We start from the raw sequence: 22,719 nt of genomic DNA, 5'->3' as shown, positions 1-22,719 counted from the left end.
GTTATTCGAAGCCTCCAATCTTGTGGGTCTGTAGGCTCAGGCTCCAATGCGGGTGAGCCAAGCAGTAGTCGATTGCCATTGCCGTGCTGCCTTCAACGCCGTCACAAGGCTGAAGGAAGAAGTGCTTGAACGCCATTCGTTCAAAGTCGGACGGATGGTTTTCGGTCTGGGGGTAGACCAGCTTCAACTCATGCCCTCGATCCAACTTCACACGCGCATCAGCCTTGGGGCTCACGCACACCCAGTCCAACTTGGCCGCGACATCATGCTTGCCGACTGTGCCATTGGTTTCCACAGCGACTTCAAAGCCAGCGACATGCAGTGCATCAACGAGCGGGATATCAACTTGAAGAAGCGGCTCGCCACCAGTGCAAATGACATACGGCTTGCCTCCACCAGGCCACTTTGCGGATATGGCTTGGACCAGGCCCTCAATCGTGTATTCCTGACCGCCAACGAAATCGGTGTCACAGAATTTACAAACAGCATCGGCCCGATCTTCTTCCTTGCCGCTCCACAGATTGCAGTTTGAAAATCGACAAAAGATTGCAGGCCGTCCGCTGTGCGCCCCTTCGCCCTGCAAGCTGTAGAAGATTTCTTTGACCTTGTAGCTCATCCCATAATCCCCGGATTGAAACCGTCAGCCGTGTGATCGACCCAACCATTGGGCGTTTCGAACAGCCGGATGTTGACGAGGCGAATAGGTGTCTTCTCGAAGTGCGCCTTCAAAGGCTGACCCAGCAGCTCGAACATATGAGCCGCAAGGTTCTCAGCCGTCGGGGAATACGGAACGGGCACGACCTTCATGCCGTCTGGGTCTTGTTCGCTGTAGCAGGTGCGAGGAAGCCGAATAGGCTTCTTGTCTGCGGTTGAACAGTAGAACTCCAACTGTTCGGCAATGGATTTCTGATACAGAGCCAAAATGGCTCTTGGGTCTTCACCTGGGTAGAACATCTCCATCATTACGGCGTCGGCGGCGCTCACAATGAATGCGTGGTCAAAGATGGAGTCGAAGATATCCATCATGTAGGCTTTGACGTTGCCGAAATCGATGACCATGCCGTGCTCAGGATGGCCAAAGTCCTGAACAAGGTGGCCCGCACATGTGGCGATTACGCGATACCTGTGACCGTGTGGAGAACGGCATTTTGAGCCGTGATCGGGAACGCGGTGACCGCAATCAATACCGATCTCTCGATGGATAAGGGTCGGTGATTTTGCCATGCATCCCCCGCTTGCTCGGATATGGGTTCATGGTGGCATGGATCGGTTGGAAAATCACCACACCCGAAATTATCTTCTCGTGCAAAGGTAAATTTGGCAGATCAAGATACGACCATGCCACCCAGATAAGAGCTCAGCTCCGCCTCATACTTGTCGAGGACGGCATAAGGGTTTTTGGCGTCAAACACATCATCAATCATGGACTTGATGGCCATGAAATACTCCAGGGACATGCCACGGTCGCCACGTCGCCAGCCTGGAGGCATGATGCCTTCAGCATGGATTAGGTACATCATCTGCCAGACATTCTCTTGGATGCTTTTCAATTCCTTATGCTTGCTAAAATGGGATGCAACGCTGAGGAGAAGCTTTTCCAGCGTTTGATCCGAAAGTCCCCTTTCAATGGGCAGGCGCTCCAACGCGGTGAAGAAGCGATCATGGGCGTCTTTGTACATCTCTGTTTGAAGCCACAGGTTTTGGGCCATCATCAGGGATAGAGATATGCCATCGCTCCAAGGCTGGAGGTGTTTAGGCATGATTCGATCTTTGTCTTCGGCATAGCCAAACACGGGGCTCTCGAAGTCCAGTTGCTTCGGCAAATCTTCATGCCCCATTGGAAGGTCCCAGTCTTCCCAGCCAGTTTTGGGGACAGTGGCTTTTCTCGTTGCCTCCAGATTTCGGCCCAAAATGGATCGCTCAAAATCCGTGTATAAAAAGCCGGATTCTCCAGCCTTCCGAAAGGCGGTGGATACGTCGAAGGTAATTTGAAACTTGGGGATGCCGCTTCGGCGCATCATAATTTGGATATAGGAGTACATAACAGCGGCTGCGCTAACCCCCATGCCCAGGACATGGACATGAGGTGAATGCTCCAAAGCCCCTTCCTGCTTGAGATACATCAGCATTCGAAGGAGGTTCTTAAGGTTCCGGAACGGGGTTTCCTCCGTGGAGGCTCCAAACGCCCAGCCATAATGGCGATGGCCTTTTACGGCTTCATACCATTTCGTTTGTTCGTCAATCGTGGAGCCGTGAATGGCGTGGAGGAAGCGGACGCTTTCGTTCTTGTTGGAGCGTGCTTCGTAAAATTCCAGATTTTCGAGGGTGAATGCTAAGCAGTCGTCAAAGCTTTTCAGGGCTTTATGGTCGGGGGATGCGCCGAATGTTGGAGCATCAAGCGACAACGAATAATCGGCAACGGCATCGATCCAATTGAAAAGCCGTTCACGCTTCTTGTCGATTTTCTCAGGGGAGTCCCAATCAAAGAAATCTGGGATGGTAGCCACCTGATAGCCACCGCTATCGGTAATGAGAACGCTGGATGCACGGTCCCTCTTGAACAGGGCAGCTTCCTTGGTCGCGGCTTTCGCCAAGTCCAATTCGGCATGGCCTGCGCTATACATGAAATAGGGGTAGTGAAAGAAGGGGCGAGCTTCACCGCCCTTGTTCCACCACCATAGCTGTTCCATCGTCTTCAAGCGCGGTGGAATGTTCTCCTGGCGTATTTCCGTCCGCTTCTTGCTGACCTTATCGAAGTAGGTGGTAGAAACGCTGGGCGTAAATATAGAGCGTTGAGGACGGTGGGGGATATCCTCGAAATAGGCCACGGCTTAGCTCAAGGCCGGAATCGTGATTGTGACCGAAAAATCCTTGTGGGTTCCGCTGATGATTACGCCACCTTCGGATATTCCGAGCGTCGAAACGCCTTCCAGCTGTTTGATTGCCCGGCCTACTTGTCCCCGAAGAAGCTTTACCGGCTCGTGATTGGGCAAGCCATCGATAGGCACGTTCAATTGGCTTTTGGAGGATTTTGCGTGTAGCGAACCATTGGAGGAGCTGATTGTGGTGGACTTGCCCTTCCACTCCCCTTCCGCCATGAGCTTTTGCGTCACGTTCTCGTCAATCTCCACCTTACCCTCGCAATTGAACTTTGGAGCGGTCGGCGGATAGGGAACAGTTTCTACGATCCAGCAGTCAACGCGCTCGGTTCCGTCAGGAGAGCTCCAGTCCACGCCTTCCTCCTGAAGCACTTTGTAAACGGCTTCCGGGTCCGGCATGACCTCTTGGTCCTTGGCATAGATTTTAACCACGCCTTCCTGAACCTCCCAGGTAAACCGCTCATCGCCAACTCCAATGGACAGTCCAAGCAGGCGATCAATTCCCTTCTCATCAAACGTTGCTGCGTGGGGTACATCCAGCTTTGAGGTGGTGAAGCGAATTGCGCTGGTTCCTTCCAGTGCCCCGAACAGCGTTACCATTGTGGCATCGCCTTCGTGCTCAAATCGCATATGGCGTTGAACCCCTTTTGGAAGCAGGGAGCGCATCCGCAACGCCTCAGTCAGCGGCTTTCGAGCTTTCTCAATCGTAGCGTATTCGTTGATGGCTTTACGGATATATGTGGCATCAAGGGGGGCTCGCCACAGTTTGATCCTGCCGTTTTCCCGCCTAATCAGCACAGCTCCCAAGCCATCGTCATTGGCCACCAACAGGTCTTCAAGGTCTGCCTCGGATAAGGTGATGGTATTTCCATCAAAGGTGTGCGTGCAGGCATCATCCAGTCGCTTGAGCAGCCCTTTATCCATGGATCGGGACTTGCTGCGTCCCTGCGCTTGGACAAACTCTTGACATTGGCCTGCTTCCCGATAAATGTCCGTCGCGGAGCGTGATGATAATTCCTCGTCCAATGCTGCCTCGTTCCACTGCTTATAGTGGGCATAGGCAAGAATGGTCTGGTACTTGGAGATTGCCGCCACGCTGGGGAAGTCATAGGCGTTCTTACGGGTCGCGCTCGTTGTGCCAAAGCAAGCCTTCACCACGTCAGTCCACCAGCTTGTGTCACTGCGGGAGGGCTTTGCTCCCATATCCTGGATCAGCTTGAACAATTCGCTTTGATCGAGGACGAACGTGTAGCCGAAGGCAAATGCCTGCGTTAACGCTTGGTTCAAGCACTTCTCAGCGTTGGCCTCCAGCTCAACGCTCTGGACATATGATCCGTTGGCAGCCGCCTTCAGCTTGGTCTGATTCGCGCTCAATCCCATGTGTCAGTCTCCCCCAGCCCGATTCGGCATGGCAATGGTTCCATCCGAGTTTATCCGAGCGCCAAACAATCTCCAAAGGTCTGATGAAGGATCAAAATTTGCAATGAGGCGTTCATCGCGTTTGTTTGGCCCCACCCCGTCCAGGAAGGTGTCTACCTTCCAGGTCCGGCTTTCACCGTAGTAGAACAGCTTGAAGGCACGCGGCCAAAAGCGGCGCAAATAGTGGGTAATGATCCAATTGTGCTTGCTGGCGAGCACCGCATCATAAAAGGCGTCGAAATTGAAGCCCGCACCTTCCTTGTAGATGGATTCTGTCCCGTCATAGGGCGGGTCCATGAAAGCCACGACACCCGCATCGCTGGGGCCTTTAGCTGGCTCGGACAGCAAAGGGGCATAGTCACCGTTGGTAATGGTCACGCCTTGGAGCAGGGCATGGGCCTGTCGAATTCGCGGGGACAAGTCTTTGCGCTGCTTCTGGACATAATCCCACCGAAAGTCCTTCGGCCCCATGAGTGCGTTAAACGACCACATATTAATGGCGAGAAAGGCCGTTCCAGCTTCCAACACATTGTCGCTTTGCTGTGCAGCGAACTGCTCGGCGTAGAGAGTCTCGGCAGACGTCTCTGCCATGCGTGCCTGAGCTACAAGGTTTGTGATATTGCCTTCCAGGGCATCCGGCATATCGCGCACGGTCGTCCAGAAGCTTGTTACCCGCCGATCCTTGTCGTTGATCCAGAACGGCACGTCTGGGTATTTGAAACGAGCCAGTAGGAAGGATGCGCCACCGCCAACAAATGGCTCGCGGTATTCCATCACATGCGGTGGCAGCCAGCGATCTATCACATCTAACGAACGGCGTTTGCTGCCGTACCATCGAAGAGGCGTAATGGGAGGCTTGCTTGGCATCGTGATTCCCAAAATTTTGAACAGGATATCAAAATTGAAGAATTTGAGTGCGCGCATTCAAGTGCGGATTCAAGGTCAGGGCGGCATCAGATTGTGGTAGGCTTTTGCGGTGGCAAAGCCTCTCTTTCCGAGCGGGAGCTTGTCTCCAAATGTTTCGCAGAACCAAGTACTGGACGAAGCTAGGTGACGGTCGCATCCAGTGTGATGTGTGTCCCCGAGAGTGCAAGCTCCATAATGGGCAGCTTGGTCTCTGCTTCAACCGAGCTGCAATACACGATGAAATTGTTCTGACGACATACGGGCGCAGCAGTGGGTTTTGCATCGATCCCATTGAGAAGAAGCCTTTAAATCATTTTCTACCGGGAACACCGATCCTGTCTTTAGGAAGCATCGGCTGCAACCTAACCTGCAAATTTTGTCAAAATTGGAATATCTCAAAAGAGCATGATAACTTATTGAAAACGCTTGTTTACGAATCTCGAAATTCACACACAGTTTACACACAGTTATTGAGCGAAAATATCACGCAAAATCAAATAGATGCAATATGTAAGGATAGCCAGAACTGGGACATCTCCAAGGCGAGGGAGATCGACAAGCTCAACGACATGGCCGATCCCGAGACCATCGCCCGGGCGGCGGTGCAGTTGGGCTGCCGCTCGGTGGCCTTCACCTACAACGATCCCGTCATCTTCCTGGAATACGCCGTGGACGTGGCCAAGGCCTGCCACGCCCTGGGCCTGAAGACCGTGGCGGTGACGGCGGGCTACATCAAGCCCGAGGCCCGGGCCGAGTTCTACGCCCACATGGATGCCGCCAACGTGGACCTCAAGGCCTTCACCGAGGACTTCTATCACCGCCTGTGCGGCGCCCATCTGGAAGCGGTAAAGGAGACCCTGGTCTATCTCCGGCACGAGACCGGCGTGTGGGTCGAGGTCACCACCTTGCTGATCCCCGGCGAGAACGATTCCCCCGAGGAAATCGACGCCCAGACCCGCTGGATGGTCGAGGCGCTGGGCCCCGACGTGCCGCTGCACTTCTCCGCCTTCCATCCCGACTGGAAGATGCGGGACAAGGACAACACGCCCCCCGCCACCCTGACGCGGGCCCGCGATATCGCCCTGGGGAACGGCCTTCGCTACGTCTATACCGGCAACGTCCACGACCCGGCGGGCGGCGGCACCTATTGCTCCGGCTGCGGTGCCCTGCTGATCGGCCGGGACTGGTACGAGCTGTCCACCTGGACCCTGACGCCGGAGGGCCATTGCCGGCACTGCGGCACCCCGCTGCCCGGCCGCTTCGAGGCGGCGCCGGGAACCTGGGGACGCAAAAGGCAGCCGGTGAGGTTCCGGCGGTGATGTGGGGGCGAGGCGTTATTTGAACGTGTGGACGGTGACGCCGGGCCTGTGTCTGATTTTGGCCAGTATTGGCCCAAGATTTTTCTCGGTTGAGGTGTCGATATGCAAGCTCTTCAGTCTTGGGGCGTCGAGCAGGGCTTGCAGCCCGTCGAACGGCGTTACACTACTGAGCGTCAGATCTTCCAGATCCTGAAAATTACCTGAGCCGGTCAATAGCAGTCCCTTCAGGTGCGAAAGCCGCAGGACGACCAAACTGGACGGAAGGCACAGGAGTGACGCCGTGTCGGCAATGAGATCAAGGTTGCGTAGTTGCGCATGGGACGTCAGGTCCAGTCCAGACCGGGGGAAGTGATTTGAAAAAATGCGGAGGTCGAGTAAGGAGGAAAGGTGTTGGAGCTGGTCAAAGACGCCTGGAGGACAAAAGGTCAAATCCAGTCGTTGGAGCGGGGCGCCGACCGGGAGGAGGACGGGGACGTTGTCCCCAAAGTGCCTCAGATTCAGAGCCCGAAGGGCAGGGCATTGTGCCAGTGGTCTGAGATCGACGGTGGCCCCCGTCATCCCACGACTTCGTCTCGACCATCCCCAGAGCGTCAGGTCCGAGAGTGTCCGGCTGTTCGCCAGCACGGCCAAATCGTCTGACTCGAGCGGGGAACAGTCCAGTTCCTGCAGGTTCGGCAGGCCAGAAATCGCTGTCAACACGCCCGGCTCGTAATCGCCGATATCCAGGCTGCGGAGCGAGGGGATTGCGGCGATGCGGGCGGCGTCAAGGACGGTTGTGGTTTGACTGCGGCGCCGGCTTCTTTTTTTCGACGTCATCATACGGCTGATGAGAGTGGAAAATGCGGCGGATCTCGCTGGCGTGTCATCCCATGCGTAGGAAATATCTAAGTGTCGGTTATTGACGAACCGCTTCAGCGCCCTGCCCAAGTCTTCCAGAGAACGGCCATGGACCTCCTTGAGGACCAGCAGGTGCAGGCAGCGCAGGCTGTCGTCGTCCAGGCTGGCAAGGCGAAGATCCGCCAGTTCGCTGTGGCTGCAGCGGCGGATCACCCTTTGACCGTATTCGTCCTCGTCGAAGGCGGTCCAGGCGGCCAGTAATTCGGTGAGGACCTTGCGGCCGGGCTGGTTGGCGTAGGTTTCGATCACCCGCAGCATGTCCTTGCCGCCGACGGCGGCGGCGCAGCGGATGCAGGCGGCGATTGCGTCTTCGGCGGTGTGGCCTTCCAGCAGCGTTGGGTCGAGGGCGGCGGCGGGGGCCAGCAGGCGGGCATGCTCCACGTCCTTGGGCGGGAACAGGCCCTTGGCCCGCTCCTTGAGCTTTTTCAGCAAATCGGCGTCCAGGTCGGCGGCGGTGGTTTCCAGGCAGCAGGCGGCGGTGACGTCCTCGGCGATCCTGCGCCGGTTGAACAGGCTGAACGATCGCTTAAGCAAATCCCGGATCAGCCGGTCGCGGGTCCGGCCGCGGGCATGCCCGGCGGCGAAGACGATGGTTTCGCGCCAGGAATCCTCGCGGGCCTTGTCCACCAGCAGGCCCAGATCATCGGCGTCGATGGCGGCGCGGGCCGCCATGTATTCCAGGAAGGTGCGATGGATGAAATCGATGATGCCGTGCTGCGGCTGGCGCAGCACGCCGCTGCGTTCCAGCAATTCCTGCAGCACCTTATCGGCGACGGAGGCAAGCTGGGGCATCCTTTCCAGCCGTCTGGCGATCTCGGCCTCCACATCGCCCCTTTCCGCCTCGGTGGCATTGTTGCGCATCATCCAATAGGCGATGGAATCCAGCAGGGCCCGCTTGGTGGTCAGATCCATCTGGGACAGGCAGGCGGCCTGAATGCGGCGGTCGGCGTCGCGCCCTCGATCAGCATGGTCAGGGCCAGGCCGTAAAGCTCCATGCGGTTGTCGGGCAGCAATTGCTGGCGGTCCCAGTTCAGCACGCAGATCATGGAACACAGCAGCGGATTCGACGCCAGATGGCGGATGGCCGGACGGTCGCGCAGGGTGCGGATCAGGTCCTGTTCGAAGCGCTCCAGCTTGGCGCGGTCGTCGGTGTCGGTCAGATCACGGCCGACGGCGCGGTGCCATTGGATGATCAGCGCCTCGCTGTCGGCCAGGCTCATGGGTTCCAGGATGATCTGCTCGAATCCCAGCTTTGTCAGCCGCTTGCGCGTGGTCTCGTGGGACAGCTTGGCATCCAGCGCGGCGGGGCGGGAACTGAGGACCAGCACGGCGTCGGGGAATGTCTCGGTGAGGTCCTTCAGCCACTCCAGCAGCTTGGCGCGGCGGGCGACGGGGACCTCGTCGATGCCGTCGATCAGCAGCAGGGCGCCATCCGCCAGGGCCTGACGCGCCCAGCCGGAGGGCATCAGCCCGACCAGCTTGCGGTCGATGCCGGCCACCAGTTGCTCGGGGGCGGGAAATTGGCCTTCGGCGTGGTCGCGCAGATAGACGTAGAACGGCATGCGGGCGTTCCAGGGGGCCAGGACGCCTTCGAAATCGCGGTTGGCGGCGCGGATGGCCAGCCATTGCAGCAAGGTGGTCTTGCCCGATCCGGCTTCGCCGCGAACGATGACCCGGGTCTGCTTCTCCAGGGCGCTGTCCACGTCGCTGGTGGGCGTTCCGTCCTGCCGCGACGAGGTGAGGGTCACATAGGCCACCGAGATTTCAGGCTCGCGCGCTCCGGCGCCGATCAGGCGCACGCCGAACAACTGCATGCGGTCCAGCCGCTGGGCCACCGCCCGGCGGTACTGGGCCTCGAAATTGCGGGCGAGGTCGTTGCCGGGCGCCACGTCGCGCATGGCTTCCACCTTGTCGAGCGCCTGCACCAATTCGGTGCTGAGCTCGAGTGTGCGCTTCAGCAACTCCCGGGTGGCGGGGACGCTGAAATCGGGCAGCTTGGCGGCGACGGTCACCGCATAGGCACAGCTTTCCCGCAGCAGCAGTTCGGCCAGATCCTGGGTGCGGCCGTCCTGGGACTGGAGGGAGGCCTCTTCCGGCCGGGCCAGCCTCTGTTCCAGGGTGAGGCCGTTCAGCTCGCTCCTCATCATGTCGGCGGACAGGGACAGGGACTCGAAGGCTTCGCCCACGGCCAGGATGGCGGCCTCGCGGTCATTGTCGGAGACGTCGCGGAATTCCGCGTCGATCAGCTTGCCGAGGCGCAAGACGATGTCGGACACGATATGGTCGAACAGGCGGCGGGTGGCTTGGGCGGTGGTGAAATCCTCGCCCCTGTTCGACAGGTGGGCGGCGATGTCGTCGGCGGCGGCCAGCGCGGCGGAGTCCTTGGGCAGCCACAGCTTGGCGATGGCCTTGGCCAGTTTCGGCCCGAATTTCAGCGTAAGCGTTGCAATCAGGTCCATGTCGCCCCCCGGCCCTCGGTGCCATGGATTTAGCCACACGCATTCGGCTCTGTCACCTTCGGTTGCGTCCAGGCACGGGCTGCGACGGGGGCGGCCCCGCTTCCCGTCTTCCCTTTCGCGCCGAATATGGTAAAGCTTCCCGCCTCTCGTCCTGATGGATTTCGAGACAGATGGTGAAGCGCTGGTTGCCGTGGGTGCTCAAGGGCGGTCTCTCGGTCGGACTGATTTGGTTCGCGTTCAGGAATATCGATCTGGCCGAGGCCTGGAGCCGGGCCAAGACCATCGATTCCATGATGCTGGCCGCGGCCCTGGCCCTGGGGATCGGACAGGTCCTCATCGGGGCCGGGCGCTGGTGGCTGGTGCTGCGCGCCCTCCGGTCGACGTTCTCGGCAATCCAGGCCTTGCCGGTCTTCTATATCGGCGTCTGCTTTTCCATCGTCACCCCGGTCCTGGGTGACGCGGTGCGCATGTGGAAGGCCAATCATTCCGGCCTGTCGCTCAAGACCAGCGTCAATTCCGTGATGCTGGAGCGGATAATGACCATTCTGGGTCTGGTTCTGCTGGTCGCGGCCATGGAGCCGCTTTTGCTGGCGCGCGTGCCCGATGTTCCGGGAACCTGGGTGTTCCCGCTGCTGTCGGTGGCGGGCATCGCCGGCCTTGCCTTCATCAGCCAGCTTGACCGGCTTCCCGCCTCGCTGCATCGCTGGCGGGTGGTGCGGGGCCTGGTGCATCTGGCCGGCGACACCCGCCTGCTGGTCCGCCGGGTGCCGTTCAGTCTGGGCACGCTGGCGGTGGCGATCTTCGGCCACGCTAATCTGGCCCTGGTGGTCTATGTCCTGGCCATCGGCCTGAAGATCGACGTCTCCCTGCTGGATTGCCTGATCCTGTTCCCGCCGGTCATCCTGGCGCTGACCCTTCCCATCTCCATTGCCGGCTTCGGCCTGCGCGAGAACATCATGATCGTGGCCTTCGGCTGGGTGGGGGTTGCTCCGGGCTCGGCGGCGGTGCTGGGGCTGATGTTCGGCTTGACCAGCATCGTCACCGCGCTGCCCGGCGGCCTGATCTGGATGCTCTCGGGCGACCATCCCAAGCTGGATGAGATCGAGCATATCGAGGAAGAAGCCGAGGAAGAGGCGGAAAAGAACGAGATGAGGGGGTAACCCTCTTTCCTTCCCGGCCCAGCGCGCTACATTGGGATCAGTGAATTCCATCCCAATGTTCCGAGCCGTGAGGATGTCCATGAAGATCGCCTTTTCCAAGCCCTCCCTGCCTGCTTCCGGCGCCGTCGCCGTCGGCATTCTCGAAGGCAAGGTGCTGACCGGCACCGCCCAGGCCCTGGACGCCCAGGCCAAGGGCGGCCTCGCCCGCGCCATCGCTGCCTCGGGCCGCTTCGAGGGCAAGAAGGGCCAGACGCTGCTGATCCTCGCCCCCGCCGGGCTGGAGCTGTCCCGCGTGCTGCTGGTCGGCCTGGGCAAGGCCAAGGACCTGGACGCCCTGGCGGCGCAGGCCTTCGGCGGCACCGTGGTGGGCCAGCTGCAGACGTCGGGCGACGCCGATGTGGCGGTGGCCCTGGACGTCATCCCCGGCTCGCCCCTGTCGCCGGCCGAGTTCGCCGCCCAGGCGGCGCTGGGCGCCCGGCTGCGCTCGTACCGCTTCGACAAGTACATGACCAAGCAGAAGAAGGAGGACAAGCCCTCCTTGAAGAAGCTGTCCCTGCTGACCGATGCCGCCGCCGACGCCAAGGCCGCCTTCGGGGCGCTGGACAAGGTGGCCGATGCGGTGTTCCTCACCCGCGACGTGGTCTCCGAGCCCGCCAACATCATTCACCCCGAGTCGCTGGCCGAGAAGGCGGAGTCCCTCAAGGACCTGGGCGTCGAGGTCGAGGTGCTGGGCGAAAAGCAGATGAAGAAGCTGGGCATGGGCTCGCTGCTGGGCGTCGGCCAGGGCTCGGAGCGCGAATCCAAGCTGGTGATCATGCGCTGGTCCAACGCCGCCAAGAAGGACGAGGCGCCGGTGGCCTTCGTCGGCAAGGGCGTCACCTTCGATTCCGGCGGCATCTCCATCAAGCCGGGCGCCGGCATGGAGGACATGAAGTGGGACATGGCCGGGGCCGGCGCGGTGATCGGCGCCCTGGCCGCCCTGGCCGGGCGCAAGGCCAAGGTCAACGCCATCGGCGTGGTCGGGCTGGTGGAGAACATGCCGTCGGGCACCGCCCAGCGCCCCGGCGACGTGGTGACCTCCATGTCGGGCCAGACCATCGAGGTGATCAACACCGACGCCGAGGGGCGCCTGGTGCTGGCCGATGCGCTCTGGTACACCCAGGACCGCTTCAAGCCGAAATTCATGGTGGACCTCGCCACCCTGACCGGCGCCATCATCATCGCGCTGGGCAATGAATACGCCGGCCTGATGTCGTCCGACGACAAGCTGGCCGATCGCCTGACGGCGGCCGGCAAGGCGGTGGACGAGAAGCTGTGGCGTCTGCCGCTGGGCGAGTCCTACGACAAGCAGATCAAGTCGGACATCGCCGACATGAAGAATGTGGGCGGGCGCGAAGGCGGCTCCATCACCGCCGCCCAGTTCCTCAAGCGCTTCACCAACGACGTGGCCTGGGCTCACCTGGACATCGCCGGCGTGGCCTGGAGCAAGAAGGACGTCGCCACCTGCCCCAAGGGCGCCACCGCCTTCGGCGTGCGCCTGCTGGACCGGCTGGTGGCCGATTTCTACGAGGACAAGAAGTAGCGTAGTCAGGAAATTGTCATCCCGAGCGTAAGCGAGGGATCTCTGCCTGATCCGATGGTGCCGGTTCTGATCCGCCGGATCAGGATGAGATCCCTCCGCCCTTCGGTTGTCGGGATGACAGGTTTGATGGGGCGTTCATGCGCATCACCTTCCGCTCTCCCCCCGCCACCCTGGACGGCGCCATTGCCGTCGGGTTGTGGCGGGGGCGGCTTGCCACCCCATCCTTCACCGCCCTGGACGGCGACGGTTTGCTGGCCAAGGCGCTGAAGCGTCTGGGCTTCGACGGCGATGCCGAGGAGACCGAGCTGCTGTTGGCGCCGCCGCGCCCGCTCTCGGCGCTGGTGGTGTTCGGGCTGGGCAAGGGGCGCAAGCTCGATGCCCGGCGTTTGCGCCGCATCGGCGGGGCCTTGCTCGATGAGCTGGACGAAAGCCGGGCCAAGGCGGTGACCGTTCTGCTGGACCTGCCCGCCGGGCAGGCGGCGGAGATGGCCTATGGGCTGCGGCTCAAGGGCTATCGCCCGCTGTCCAAATACCGCACCAAATATGATCCCGACGACGAGGACGACATTCAGCCGGTGCTGGAATCGGTGATCGTCTGCTGTCCCGACCCGGACGAGGCGGCGCGTCTGTTCCAGGCTCGCGAGGCGGTGGCCCAGGGGGTGTTCCTGGCCCGCGACCTGACGGACGAGCCCGCCAATGTGCTGGGGCCGGACGAGTTCGTCCGGCGCGCCCGCCTGCTGGAAGCGCTGGGTGTCGAGGTCACCGTGCTGGACGAGGCCGCGCTGGCGGCCGAGGGCCTCAACCTGCTGGCGGCGGTGGGGCAGGGCAGCAAGCGGCCGCCCCGTCTGGTGCTGCTGCGCTGGAAAGGCGCCGAGGGCAAGCCGCTGGTGCTGGTGGGCAAGGGCATCACCTTCGATACCGGCGGCATCACCATCAAGGCCGATGACGAGGACATGGACGCCATGAAGGCCGACATGGCTGGGGCCGCCGCGGTGATCGGCGCCCTGCGCGCCGTGGCGGGGCGACAGGCCAAGGCCCATGTCTGCGGCGTGCTGGCCCTGGCCGAGAACATGCCGTCGGGCGCGGCCCAGCGGCCCGGCGACGTGGTCCGCTCTTTCTCGGGCCAGACCGTGGAGGTGATCGACACCGACGCCGAGGGCCGTCTGGTGCTGGCCGATGCCCTGGCCTGGGCGGCGGAGCGCCTGAAGCCCGCCGCCATGGTGGACATCGCCACCCTGACCGGCACCACCGAGGAATTGCTGGACGCCGAATACGCCGGCCTCTACGCCAATGACGATCTGCTGGCCAAGCGCCTGCTGAAGCACGCCAAGGCCGAGGACGAGCCCTTGTGGCGGCTGCCGCTGACGGCGGCCTGCGACGAGGACATCAAGTCCGACATCGCCGACCTCAAGCACTGCGCCTGGGGCGACGTCCCCGACAACGACGACGCGGCCCGCTTCCTGGAGCATTTCGTGCCCGAGGGGCTGCCCTGGGCTCATATCGACATGGCGGGGCGGGAATTTGCCGACGAGGACGATCCGCTGTGTCCCGAAACCGCGACGGGGTATGGAGTCAGGCTGTTCGACGCCCTGGCGGGGGGGGGGGCTGACGGCGGGGCTGCCGCCCCGGTCCCCGCTTGGAGGCGACGCCTCCAAACCTCCATGCCGTTCATAAACAGGGACGAGGGGCAGGCGAGGCTTGGCCCCGGATGGGTTTGGGCGAGTGCCCAATCATGAAGGTGTGTTGCCGCTTCGCGCCTTGGGTGCCGTCTGGACGTCGTGGGCGATGGCTTGCAGCAGGAGCTGGAAGCCCAGGATGGTGGGCATGGCGGCCAGCATGACCGTGCCGGCGGTGCGCGGCACGCCGCTGGCCACCGAGGCGATCCATTGCCCGATGCCCTCCACCAACCCGAAGCCCAGCAGCGGCACGCCCACCAGCAGATAGACCGAGGCGATGGTGAAATCGCTGATGAAGTAGCGGAACAGCAGGCGCCTGAGGAACCCCTTCAGCAGCAGCGGCGGGAAGTCGCGCATCACCTTGGGGACCGACAGGGACGACACCTCGTCGCCATAGCGGGCCGGCATGGCCACGTCCTCCACCGGCAGTCCGGCCATGCCCAGCTGGATCAGCACGTCGCTTTCAAAGAAATAGCGCTCGGCCAGGCGGCCCAGGTCCAGCTCCTCCAAGGCGCGGCGGTGGATGGCGGTGTAGCCGTTGGTGGGGTCCATCACCCCCCACTGGCCCGACGCCGCCTTGACCAGGAAGGACAGCGCCGAATTGCCGATCAGGCGGACCGGCGGCATGGCCTTCAGCTCGGGCAGGTGGCGGAAGCGGTTCCCCTTGGTGTAGTCGACGCGGCCCGATGCCAGGGGCTCGATCAGCCGGGGCAGCTCGGCCGGGTCCATCTGGCCGTCGCCGTCCATCTTGACGCAGATATCGCAGCCCAGTTCGAGGGCGCGGACATAGCCGGTGACCACCGCGCCGCCCACTCCCTTGTTGTGGGCGTGGCGGATGACCTCGATGCGCGGGTCGGCGGCCTTGGCCGCCACGTCGCCCGAACCCTCGGGGCAGCAATCGTCGACCACCAGGATGTGGTGGACGGACTGGGGAATGCCGGCCAGCACCGCCTCGATATGGCGGGTCACCTTGTAGCAGGGAATGATCACGGCGATCGTCATGATGGTGGGATTATACCCACGGCTCGCCGGAACGCCATTCCCATGGTAAAGGAGAAGCATGACCCAGATCGGCTTCTATCACCTGATGCGCTTGCCCCTGGAGCAGGCATTGCCCAAGCTGCTGGACAAGGCGCTGGCCGCCGGATTCCGCGCCGTGGTGCTGGCCGGCTCGCCCGAGCGGGTCGAAGCCCTGAACGACCGCCTGTGGACCTATGAGCCGGAGTCCTGGCTGCCCCATGGCTCGGCCAGGGACGGCGAGCCCGAAATGCAACCCATCTGGTTAACCCATTCGGACGAGAATCCCAACGGTGCCACCATCCTAGTGATGTGCGACGGCGCTTCTTCGGAAAAGGTGGGGGCGTATCAGCGCGGCCTCGATCTGTTCGACGGCAACGACCCGGACGCGGTCGAGAAGGCTCGGGAGCGCTGGAAGCGATGGAAATCCGAAGGTCATCAATTGGTCTATTACCAGCAAGGGGAGAGCGGCGGATGGGTGGAAAAATCAAGGACTTAGTGAATACACAATCATTACACATTGCCCGAAATCGGACGCTAAAGTAGTGTTTAATACACAGTCATTACACAGAAATGCGGTTGCGTTAGCTTTGTGATTTGCAACTAAGGATAGTTCATGCCAGGGAAGAGCCGAGGCAAGGGCAAAGGAATGCGGAACAAATACGCATTCCCTGAGTTGCCCGGCTTAGTGATCTATCAGCGTGAAGATGCCGGGGACAATTGGTACGTCCGCTTTCCCCTCAAGGTTAAGGGCGTCCGCCCTTACAAATTCCAGCTTCTCCGCGAAGGGGGCGAGAAGGACGGCGCCCCGACGACAAGCATCGACACGGCCAAACAATGGGCCTTGATGCAGTACGGCGCTGTATCGAACGCCGTGAAGAAGGGTGATGTCGGATCGCTGTTCGACAAGACCCTGGACGAGGTGATCTCGGAATATATCGCCGAGGTCAAAGCCGACGCCACGCGCGGCAAGTCAGCCATCAAGCGCGCCGTCCATTCGGCCATTCCGCTACGACGCTATTTCAGGGAATGCGCGGTGCGGATCATCGGACGGCTCACCACCGAGATCGCCAAGGGCTATATCAACTGGCGGCTGGCACAGAGCTCTTACCGTGGCACTCCCATCGCGCCGACGACGGTGATGCACGAGATGCAGATCCTCAACCAGATCTTGGATCATGCCGTTGATAAGCGGTACATCCGCTACCAGGATCGCCCCAAGGCGACCTTCAGCGTCAGCCTGAAGAAGCGGACCAAGCGCGATGGCTTCACCTCGGACGAATGGAAAATCCTGGAAGACTGGCTGTGGGAATGGCCCACGCTGACGGTGAACGGCAGAACGCGAGAGCGCCGCGAGCATCTGCGGGATTACTGCATCTTCCTCTATTACAGCGGCATGCGCCCAGGCGAGGCCATGAACCTCCAGAACCGCGACATCCACATCAATGATACCGCCAATGGCGAAGAGACGGTCATTCTCGACCTCAATGAAGGCAAGACCGGGGAGCGGGACGTGGTGGCCATGCCCGAGGTCGCCGATGCCATCCGGCGGCTGAGAAAGCGGGAAATCGCGACTGGCCCAAACGACTTCCTGTTCATCAACGAGCGTGGCGAGAAGCTCGGTGTGCCCAGCGCCACGTTCTCCAGGATGCTTGAAGACCTGTATCTTGAGAAGGAGGCCGACCTCCGGATCGGACGGACGAAGCAGAAGCGGACACCGTATTCACTCCGCCACACCTATGCCGATACCCGCCTCATGGAAGGCGACGTCAATGTCTTCGACCTGTCGGAGAACATGGGCACCTCGGTCCAGATGATTAAGCACCACTACAAGCATGCCAGGAACAGCGCCAAGGCCAAGGAGCTGACGCATGTAAAGCCCGAATTCAGGCCGAAGACCGGAACCGTCGAACAGCTTGTTGACGCGGCGCGGAAGGCGGGACGAAAGACGGCAAAGCCTAAGCCGAAGGGGCACCGCTTTCCCTATTTGGTTCTCGCTGAGGATGAAGAATAGGTCTCCGTAGACGCCCAGCGCGGCCCACCGCTATAGCAGCGCAACGGGCGCAACGCCCACTTCGGACACGCGCCCTCAGCCACAGCGGGAGCCGCATGGACCGAGCATCAAAGATTGCCAAGCAGAACGACCGACTACGCCAGCACCATATCGGTGGTCGGGTGATGATTACCCAGGGCATCCAGACCCTCGACCAGGACACCATCACGGAGATCGTTGCTGCCGTTGCCACGTTCTCGGACTTCACGCCGGACAACGATCCGCACCATGAACACGACTGCGCCGTGATGACCGTTGGCGAGCATCGCATCATCTTCAAGATTGACGCCTACGACCGGGAACTGACCTTCGCCTCGCCCGATCCCGCCGACCCGGCGGTGACTGTGCGCGTCCTCCTAATCATGCTGGCCGACGAGTACTGACCCGCGCGGAACGTTACCGGCGGTAACAGCCATCCGCCTAACGAACGCGATCCCAATAGCCAAGACCGATCTATGAAGTCGCCGGGGTAACTTCGGCGGCTCTTTTTCGCTTCCTTGCCGCCACCCGAGCGCCAGAATACACATATTAGATGAAATGTCAACTATGCGTCAGGCATATATGCCGGTTTTGAGCATCTGGACCACTCGGAAGCTCGTGAAACAGTGCGCCGCTGCACCCTTGTGAAGAAGTGCCAAAAACACAGAGAGAAAGGTGTGAAATTTCAACACGTTATCTTTCGACCGTTTTGCTCTCCGCATGCCGAGCCCCAAAGCCCCCTTCCGCCCGCGTAGCCCACCCCAAAACGCGGTGAAACGCTACATACCAAATATTCGATGCGCTGCAATAAGTCATTGTGACGATAAATTCGCATTAAAAATCATAATTGTAAGTATATATCGACGCGAATAGGATCGCATCAACGAGAACGCGCAATGCGTGCGGCAACAGCGAAGGAATATAATGCGATATAGATGCGAGATGTATTCTCAGTAGCTCCCGGCATCGCCAATGTGATGCCTGGATGCATTGCGGAATAAATCCACTTCAATCGGCATAACCTCTTGTCTTGACCTATTGGGCAAGGCGTCGGGCATCGCTATGCCCGCGCCCCCGTGGTCGAGATCGCCTAGCCCTCACGAACCAGCCGTTCCGTAGTCCAAACCCTGCCAACGGCAGAAATGAGGAGAATTATCGTGTCCACACCATTTTGCTCCGCAGCCCCACCTTGGGCTCCACCCGACCTCACGTCCCTGACCCGCCACAGGGCGATCATTTTTCCGGCGCTTCAGCCGTTCAACACCAATCTGGTCAATGACCCTCGGGCGCAGAAGTTCCTTGCCTATGCCGGTTTCAAGTCCTTTGACATTCTCAACTTCCAGCACACCAGCGGGTACTTCCATTACCCCTACGCCTTGGTCAGTGCGGGCAACGCCAACCTCAATATCGTTGCCTCACAAGCGGAAGTAAGCCCTGCATGGCGGCGCAATCTGCTGCTCGGGACGACGTTTCTTGATAGCGGCGGCTTCTCGGTGGCGACTGGCCAACTCAGCGTCCAGGAATACTTCCAGCGCCGACATCAGCTCTGGGCTTGGCAGGACGCCTTTGCCCAGATGGGCAACGTGATCGTCGCGGGCATGGACGTGCCCACTGCCGCGTTCCGCAGGGGCGTGCCCGGCATCCCCGGTTATCAGAACTGTCATCTGCGCACCGAAAGCAACATCTTGGATCAGCTTCGGCACCGCATCGCGGGGCTCTACCGCCTACTGAACGTCATCCAAGGGCTGACGGGCGGATATGGCCCGGAAAGCCTGCTCTACTGGTACCGGCACATCAAGTACCTCAATGAGGTACGGCTCTGGGGCGAACAAGCCTGCGAGGGTTGGGCGCTGGGTGGGCTCTGGTGGCTGGAGCCTGAAGATTTGCTGCTCTTGCTTTGGCACATGTACCACGACGGCATGCTGTCCGGCCGGAACAATTGGCTGCATGTCTTCGGCGTCACCGACGCCCGGATGGTCGCGATCTTCTCGCTGATCCAGAAGGCGCTTCGGTACGAACTCCGTGACCCCAAATTCACGATCTCCTGCGACTCCTCGAACCCGACCAAGAACATGGGAAAGGGCGGCAGCCGATATCTCGGCACCGGCAATGTCGTTGCGACGCAACGCCTACCCGATAGCTCCTTGAAGAAGGACGGTGCCCATCGCTTTCCGCTGCTGTTCGCTGAGGGCAAGGTCTTTCCCTACACGACCGCCGTCCCGTTTAGCGGCTTCACCCCGTGGCAAATCAGCGCCACCGAGGACCTTCTGAAGGGCACCGTGCTGGAGGGGACGCCGCTTCATTCGGCCTACATCCTCCAGGGAGACAAGGCAAATGGCGGCCTAAACCCGCTCGGGCAGATGGCCATGGCCTTCGTCAACACCGAAGCCTTCCTGCGTCAGACCTACTCAGTCGTTGACCGCTACTTCGTAGCGAACGAACGGAATCTCGTCCCGCTGATCGTCCAAATGCTGCGCAGCAACAGGCCCGAGCAGTGGCTGCCGCTGATCGCCTTCCCCTGACCCAACCCGTCCCCTCTGGAGAACATCATGATCACCAACGACAAACTTTCCGCCACTTCCACCACTACTGACACCCAGGAGACCGCCATGAACGCCGATCAGACCAACAATTCCGCGCCGCAGCCCGAGACCGAAAATATCGTTACTTCCGGTAACGTTATCGGCGACGACATCGCCTCTTCCGACGATGCAGGGCTCGACCAGAGGGCCGATCTTCCCGCCGAGAATGCCGACGACGCGGAGGGCATGTCGGCCGATGAAATCGAGGCAGCCCTCCCCGGCAAGCAGTCCTACATGGACGCGGCTTCGGCCTGCGAACAGGCTGCCCATAACGCCTACCTGACTGATGGCCGGGTTGCTTCCGGCGAGGCCGAGGTGTGGCGACTTATCTATCTCACTCTCACCCGCGTCCATGCCTTCTATCTGGCCTACTACGGCACGCCCGACTACGACAATTACATCAGCAGCCAGGGCGTCAATCTTGCTCCCGGAAAAGATAGCAAGTTCGGCCCACTGCTTAAGGCAGTATTCGGCCTGGGGAAGATGAAGGCCCCAACGATCAAGGTCTCCGACGCTCTCAAGGGGCGGATGCGGACACGCCTTTCCAAAATGAATTCCGCGTTGGAATTGGCCGAAGAGCGAGCCAAGCGGGACGAGAACGGCAACATCGACGTTGTGGTTGAGCTACTCCCCATTGGTTGGACAGAATTCGGGGAAGTTTAAGCTACTCTCCGGGCCTGCTGATCGGTTTGGTTGATGGTGTTCCAGTAGACCACGGCGGGGGTCCTTCCGCCATGGGCGGCGTGGGGCCGTTTGTGGTTGTAGAAGGTGATCCAGGGTCCGATCCCGGCCCTTGCTTGCGAGCCGGTTTCCCAGGCATGGAGATAGACGCATTCGTATTTTAGGGACCGCCACAGGCGCTCGATAAAGACGTTGTCGATGCAACGGCCCTTGCCGTCCATGGAGATGCGGGTTCCGGCCCGCTTCAGCCGGTCGATCCAGGCGAAGGATGTAAACTGGCTGCCCTGGTCGGTGTTCATGATCTCCGGCGGGCCGAAGCGCAGGATGGCCTCGTTGAGCACCTCGACGCAGAAGTCGGCCTCGAGCGTGTTGGAGATGCGCCAGGCCAGCACTTTCCGGGTGGCCCAGTCCATGATGGCGATCAGATAAAGGAATCCCCGGCGCATGGGCAGATAGGTGATGTCGGCGCACCAGACCTGATTGGGCCGGTCGATCCGCAGGCCCCGCAGCAGGTAGGGATAGGTCTTGTGGCCCTTGGCGGGCTTGCTGGTGTTGGGCTTCTGGTAGATCGGCATCAGGCCCATGAGCCGCATCAGCCGCCGGACGCGCTTGACGTTGACCGGGTGGCCCTCGTTCTGGAGATGCCAAGCCATCTGACGGACACCATAGAACGGCGTTTCCAGGAATTGGCGGTCGATCAACCGCATCAGCTCCAGGTTTGCCTCCGTCTCGCCCAAGGGCTCGTAATAGAACGATGATCGCGCAATGGACAGCAGGTGGCACTGGGCGCCGATCGACAGCGCCGGGTGTTTGGGCTCGATCATGGTCCGCCTCACTTGCCGGTCCACGGCTTGAGCTTTCGAGACAAAAAATCGTTGGCCACGGCCAGCTCCCCGATCTTGGCGTGCAGGGATCGCACCGTATCCTCGTCCACCTCGGCCTTCTTCTTGGCCCCGCGTTCGAAGATCTCCGCCGCCCCGTCCAGCAGGGACTTCTTCCATTGATGGATCATGGTCGGATGGACGCCATAGGCCGACGCCAATTCCGATACCGTCCGCTCGCCCTTCAGCGCCTCAAGGGCGACACGCGCCTTGAAGGCCGCGTCATGGTTCCTGCGCTTCGACATCTCTGATCTCCTCGTAGTTGGGGATCAGCAAACATCAGATCGTAGCTTCCGTCAGTGTCCAATTTCCGGGGAGTAGCTCATAGCTCACAGTCTTCGTTATCGAGAAAGTCCCAGGCTTCGGGACGCGCCAGATCTTCCTGGGCGAACCAAAGCCCGGAGACCTGCCCATTGCCACCACGCGGCCCGACGCTCTGGATCGAAAATTGGCCGAGCTTGCGGCCGAGCGGGGGATCGACCATTGGAATGTTGCCAATTTCTCGGACAAAGCCATCTCGGAAGCGCGCCAGGCGGAACGGCGGCAGGTCGAAGAGGAGGCCCGCGTCCGCGAGCAGCATGCCCGAACGCAAGCCGCCGCTGAGAGCGCGCGTCACACAGCGCAAAAAGTGGCCGAGGCCCGACGAGCCTGGCAGGCGCAGGTGGAGGCTCATCGGCTCGACCAGATAGAGATCGATGCGGGGGTGGAAATGCGTGTCGCCGACGCGCTCGCACGGCGTCCGGCAAATACGCCGGATCCCCCGGCGACGGCGAAGCAACTGGGCATCCTGTTTACCATGCTGGTGGAGCGAGACTGCCAATTGAAGTCGAGCGACGCCCCTATCACGGCGGCCTTTGCTGACGAACTGATCGGGCATCTGCGGCAGGTGGTGGTGAAGTCGCGGCCTTCGAATGAAGAGCCGCCTCGCCCGCCATCTGCTCAGGTGGAGGGTGTCGCATCCCCGAAGCGCTCAAGGGACGGGGGCATCGATGGGATGTAGTCTCACCGCACGCTACCATTTCAGGGAACGACCGCCATGGGCCGGAAGCGGACGGGCGGCTATCGGGTCCAGTACAGGCAAAGCCGACAACGTCGGCATGGTATTCTAGGATCGCCGACGCGCATGCGCCCTTTGGTCGGACAACCGCGGCTCCCTTCCAGCGATTCTTTGCTACCGTGTAAGAATGGCAATAGCCTAGTTTGGATCGGGCGTGGAGCAGAGGTTCACA

The 22,719-nt window shown here is 60.9% G+C and carries 19 protein-coding genes; 10 read left to right on the top strand and 9 right to left on the bottom strand.

What is annotated here, in order from left to right:
• Nucleotide 1: 1 nt before the first annotated feature.
• The 5 genes from queE to AMB_RS18625 all read right to left on the bottom strand — a co-directional run bounded on the left by queE (nucleotide 2) and on the right by AMB_RS18625 (nucleotide 5,222).
• A complete protein-coding gene (gene queE / locus AMB_RS18645; protein ID WP_043745207.1) occupies nucleotides 2-616 on the bottom strand; it encodes a 7-carboxy-7-deazaguanine synthase in 615 nt (204 codons plus the stop codon).
• A complete protein-coding gene (locus tag AMB_RS18640) occupies nucleotides 613-1,224 on the bottom strand; it encodes a 6-pyruvoyl trahydropterin synthase family protein (RefSeq protein ID WP_070108669.1) in 612 nt (203 codons plus the stop codon). Before AMB_RS18640 ends, queE begins: the two co-directional genes overlap by 4 nt.
• A 101-nt stretch (nucleotides 1,225-1,325) precedes the next feature.
• On the bottom strand, nucleotides 1,326-2,828 hold the full coding sequence (locus AMB_RS18635; RefSeq protein ID WP_011386039.1) for a hypothetical protein: 1,503 nt from the start codon (nucleotides 2,826-2,828) through the stop codon (nucleotides 1,326-1,328).
• Nucleotides 2,829-2,831: 3 nt separating this feature from the next.
• A complete protein-coding gene (locus tag AMB_RS18630) occupies nucleotides 2,832-4,259 on the bottom strand; it encodes a hypothetical protein (protein WP_011386038.1) in 1,428 nt (475 codons plus the stop codon).
• Between the two features lie 3 nt (nucleotides 4,260-4,262).
• Nucleotides 4,263-5,222, bottom strand: coding sequence for a DNA adenine methylase (locus AMB_RS18625; protein ID WP_083763560.1), 960 nt, complete (start codon nucleotides 5,220-5,222; stop codon nucleotides 4,263-4,265).
• Between the two features lie 92 nt (nucleotides 5,223-5,314).
• Between AMB_RS18625 and amrS the strand changes: the two genes are divergently transcribed.
• Entirely contained in the window at nucleotides 5,315-6,523 is a 1,209-nt protein-coding gene (amrS, locus tag AMB_RS18620; protein WP_011386036.1) for an AmmeMemoRadiSam system radical SAM enzyme, read from the top strand.
• A gap of 15 nt (nucleotides 6,524-6,538) precedes the next feature.
• Here amrS and AMB_RS18615 read toward each other — a convergent pair whose 3' ends face one another.
• Together AMB_RS18615 and AMB_RS18610 are read right to left on the bottom strand one after the other, a co-directional pair.
• Complete coding sequence (locus AMB_RS18615; protein WP_011386035.1) at nucleotides 6,539-8,332, bottom strand: NACHT domain-containing protein; 1,794 nt, start codon at nucleotides 8,330-8,332, stop codon at nucleotides 6,539-6,541.
• Nucleotides 8,323-9,879 (bottom strand): NACHT domain-containing protein, encoded by a 1,557-nt coding sequence (locus tag AMB_RS18610; RefSeq protein ID WP_043745201.1) that lies wholly within the window; start codon nucleotides 9,877-9,879, stop codon nucleotides 8,323-8,325. Before AMB_RS18610 ends, AMB_RS18615 begins: the two co-directional genes overlap by 10 nt.
• A gap of 170 nt (nucleotides 9,880-10,049) precedes the next feature.
• On the opposite strand from AMB_RS18610, the gene AMB_RS18605 reads away from it, so the two are divergent.
• The 3 genes from AMB_RS18605 to AMB_RS18595 all read left to right on the top strand — a co-directional run bounded on the left by AMB_RS18605 (nucleotide 10,050) and on the right by AMB_RS18595 (nucleotide 14,357).
• Nucleotides 10,050-11,039, top strand: coding sequence for a lysylphosphatidylglycerol synthase transmembrane domain-containing protein (locus AMB_RS18605; RefSeq protein ID WP_011386033.1), 990 nt, complete (start codon nucleotides 10,050-10,052; stop codon nucleotides 11,037-11,039).
• Nucleotides 11,040-11,118: 79 nt separating this feature from the next.
• Nucleotides 11,119-12,621: a leucyl aminopeptidase gene (locus AMB_RS18600; RefSeq protein WP_011386032.1), complete on the top strand. Its 1,503-nt coding sequence runs from the start codon at nucleotides 11,119-11,121 to the stop codon at nucleotides 12,619-12,621.
• A 137-nt stretch (nucleotides 12,622-12,758) separates the two neighbouring features.
• The gene (locus tag AMB_RS18595) at nucleotides 12,759-14,357 is read left to right on the top strand and encodes a leucyl aminopeptidase (protein WP_011386031.1); all 1,599 of its coding nucleotides are present in this window, start codon (nucleotides 12,759-12,761) and stop codon (nucleotides 14,355-14,357) included.
• On the opposite strand, the gene AMB_RS18590 is transcribed toward AMB_RS18595, so the two are convergent.
• On the bottom strand, nucleotides 14,352-15,299 hold the full coding sequence (locus AMB_RS18590; RefSeq protein WP_043745198.1) for a glycosyltransferase family 2 protein: 948 nt from the start codon (nucleotides 15,297-15,299) through the stop codon (nucleotides 14,352-14,354). The two genes, AMB_RS18595 and AMB_RS18590, sit on opposite strands and share 6 nt — an antisense overlap.
• A 58-nt stretch (nucleotides 15,300-15,357) precedes the next feature.
• Between AMB_RS18590 and AMB_RS18585 the strand changes: the two genes are divergently transcribed.
• The 5 genes from AMB_RS18585 to AMB_RS18565 all read left to right on the top strand — a co-directional run bounded on the left by AMB_RS18585 (nucleotide 15,358) and on the right by AMB_RS18565 (nucleotide 20,591).
• Complete coding sequence (locus AMB_RS18585; RefSeq protein ID WP_011386029.1) at nucleotides 15,358-15,813, top strand: DNA polymerase III subunit chi; 456 nt, start codon at nucleotides 15,358-15,360, stop codon at nucleotides 15,811-15,813.
• Nucleotides 15,814-15,963: 150 nt separating this feature from the next.
• Entirely contained in the window at nucleotides 15,964-17,328 is a 1,365-nt protein-coding gene (locus AMB_RS18580) for a tyrosine-type recombinase/integrase (protein WP_011386028.1), read from the top strand.
• A gap of 95 nt (nucleotides 17,329-17,423) precedes the next feature.
• Entirely contained in the window at nucleotides 17,424-17,750 is a 327-nt protein-coding gene (locus AMB_RS18575) for a DUF3768 domain-containing protein (protein ID WP_011386027.1), read from the top strand.
• Nucleotides 17,751-18,503: 753 nt separating this feature from the next.
• Nucleotides 18,504-19,868, top strand: a complete 1,365-nt coding sequence (locus tag AMB_RS18570) for a hypothetical protein (RefSeq protein ID WP_011386026.1) — start codon at nucleotides 18,504-18,506, stop codon at nucleotides 19,866-19,868.
• 27 nt (nucleotides 19,869-19,895) lie between these two features.
• Complete coding sequence (locus AMB_RS18565; RefSeq protein WP_011386025.1) at nucleotides 19,896-20,591, top strand: hypothetical protein; 696 nt, start codon at nucleotides 19,896-19,898, stop codon at nucleotides 20,589-20,591.
• Here the strand turns inward: AMB_RS18565 and AMB_RS18560 are convergent.
• Nucleotides 20,588-21,735, bottom strand: a protein-coding gene (locus tag AMB_RS18560; protein ID WP_407636032.1) for an IS3 family transposase whose coding sequence is annotated in 2 segments (ribosomal slippage) — nucleotides 20,588-21,474 and nucleotides 21,474-21,735 — 1,149 coding nt in all. Because the reading frame shifts where the segments join, the coding sequence is not laid out codon by codon here. The genes AMB_RS18565 and AMB_RS18560 overlap by 4 nt on opposite strands.
• 203 nt (nucleotides 21,736-21,938) lie before the next feature.
• Here AMB_RS18560 and AMB_RS18550 point away from each other — a divergent pair.
• Nucleotides 21,939-22,490 carry a hypothetical protein gene (locus tag AMB_RS18550; RefSeq protein WP_043745190.1) on the top strand — a complete coding sequence of 184 codons (552 nt, stop codon included), beginning with the start codon at nucleotides 21,939-21,941 and terminating at the stop codon, nucleotides 22,488-22,490.
• Nucleotides 22,491-22,719: the final 229 nt, after the last annotated feature.

This window comes from Paramagnetospirillum magneticum AMB-1 (genome assembly GCF_000009985.1).
Lineage (GTDB): Bacteria > Pseudomonadota > Alphaproteobacteria > Rhodospirillales > Magnetospirillaceae > Phaeospirillum > Phaeospirillum magneticum.
The sequence above is the reverse complement of the archived record's forward strand: the minus strand, read 5'-3'. Positions and strand labels throughout refer to the sequence as shown.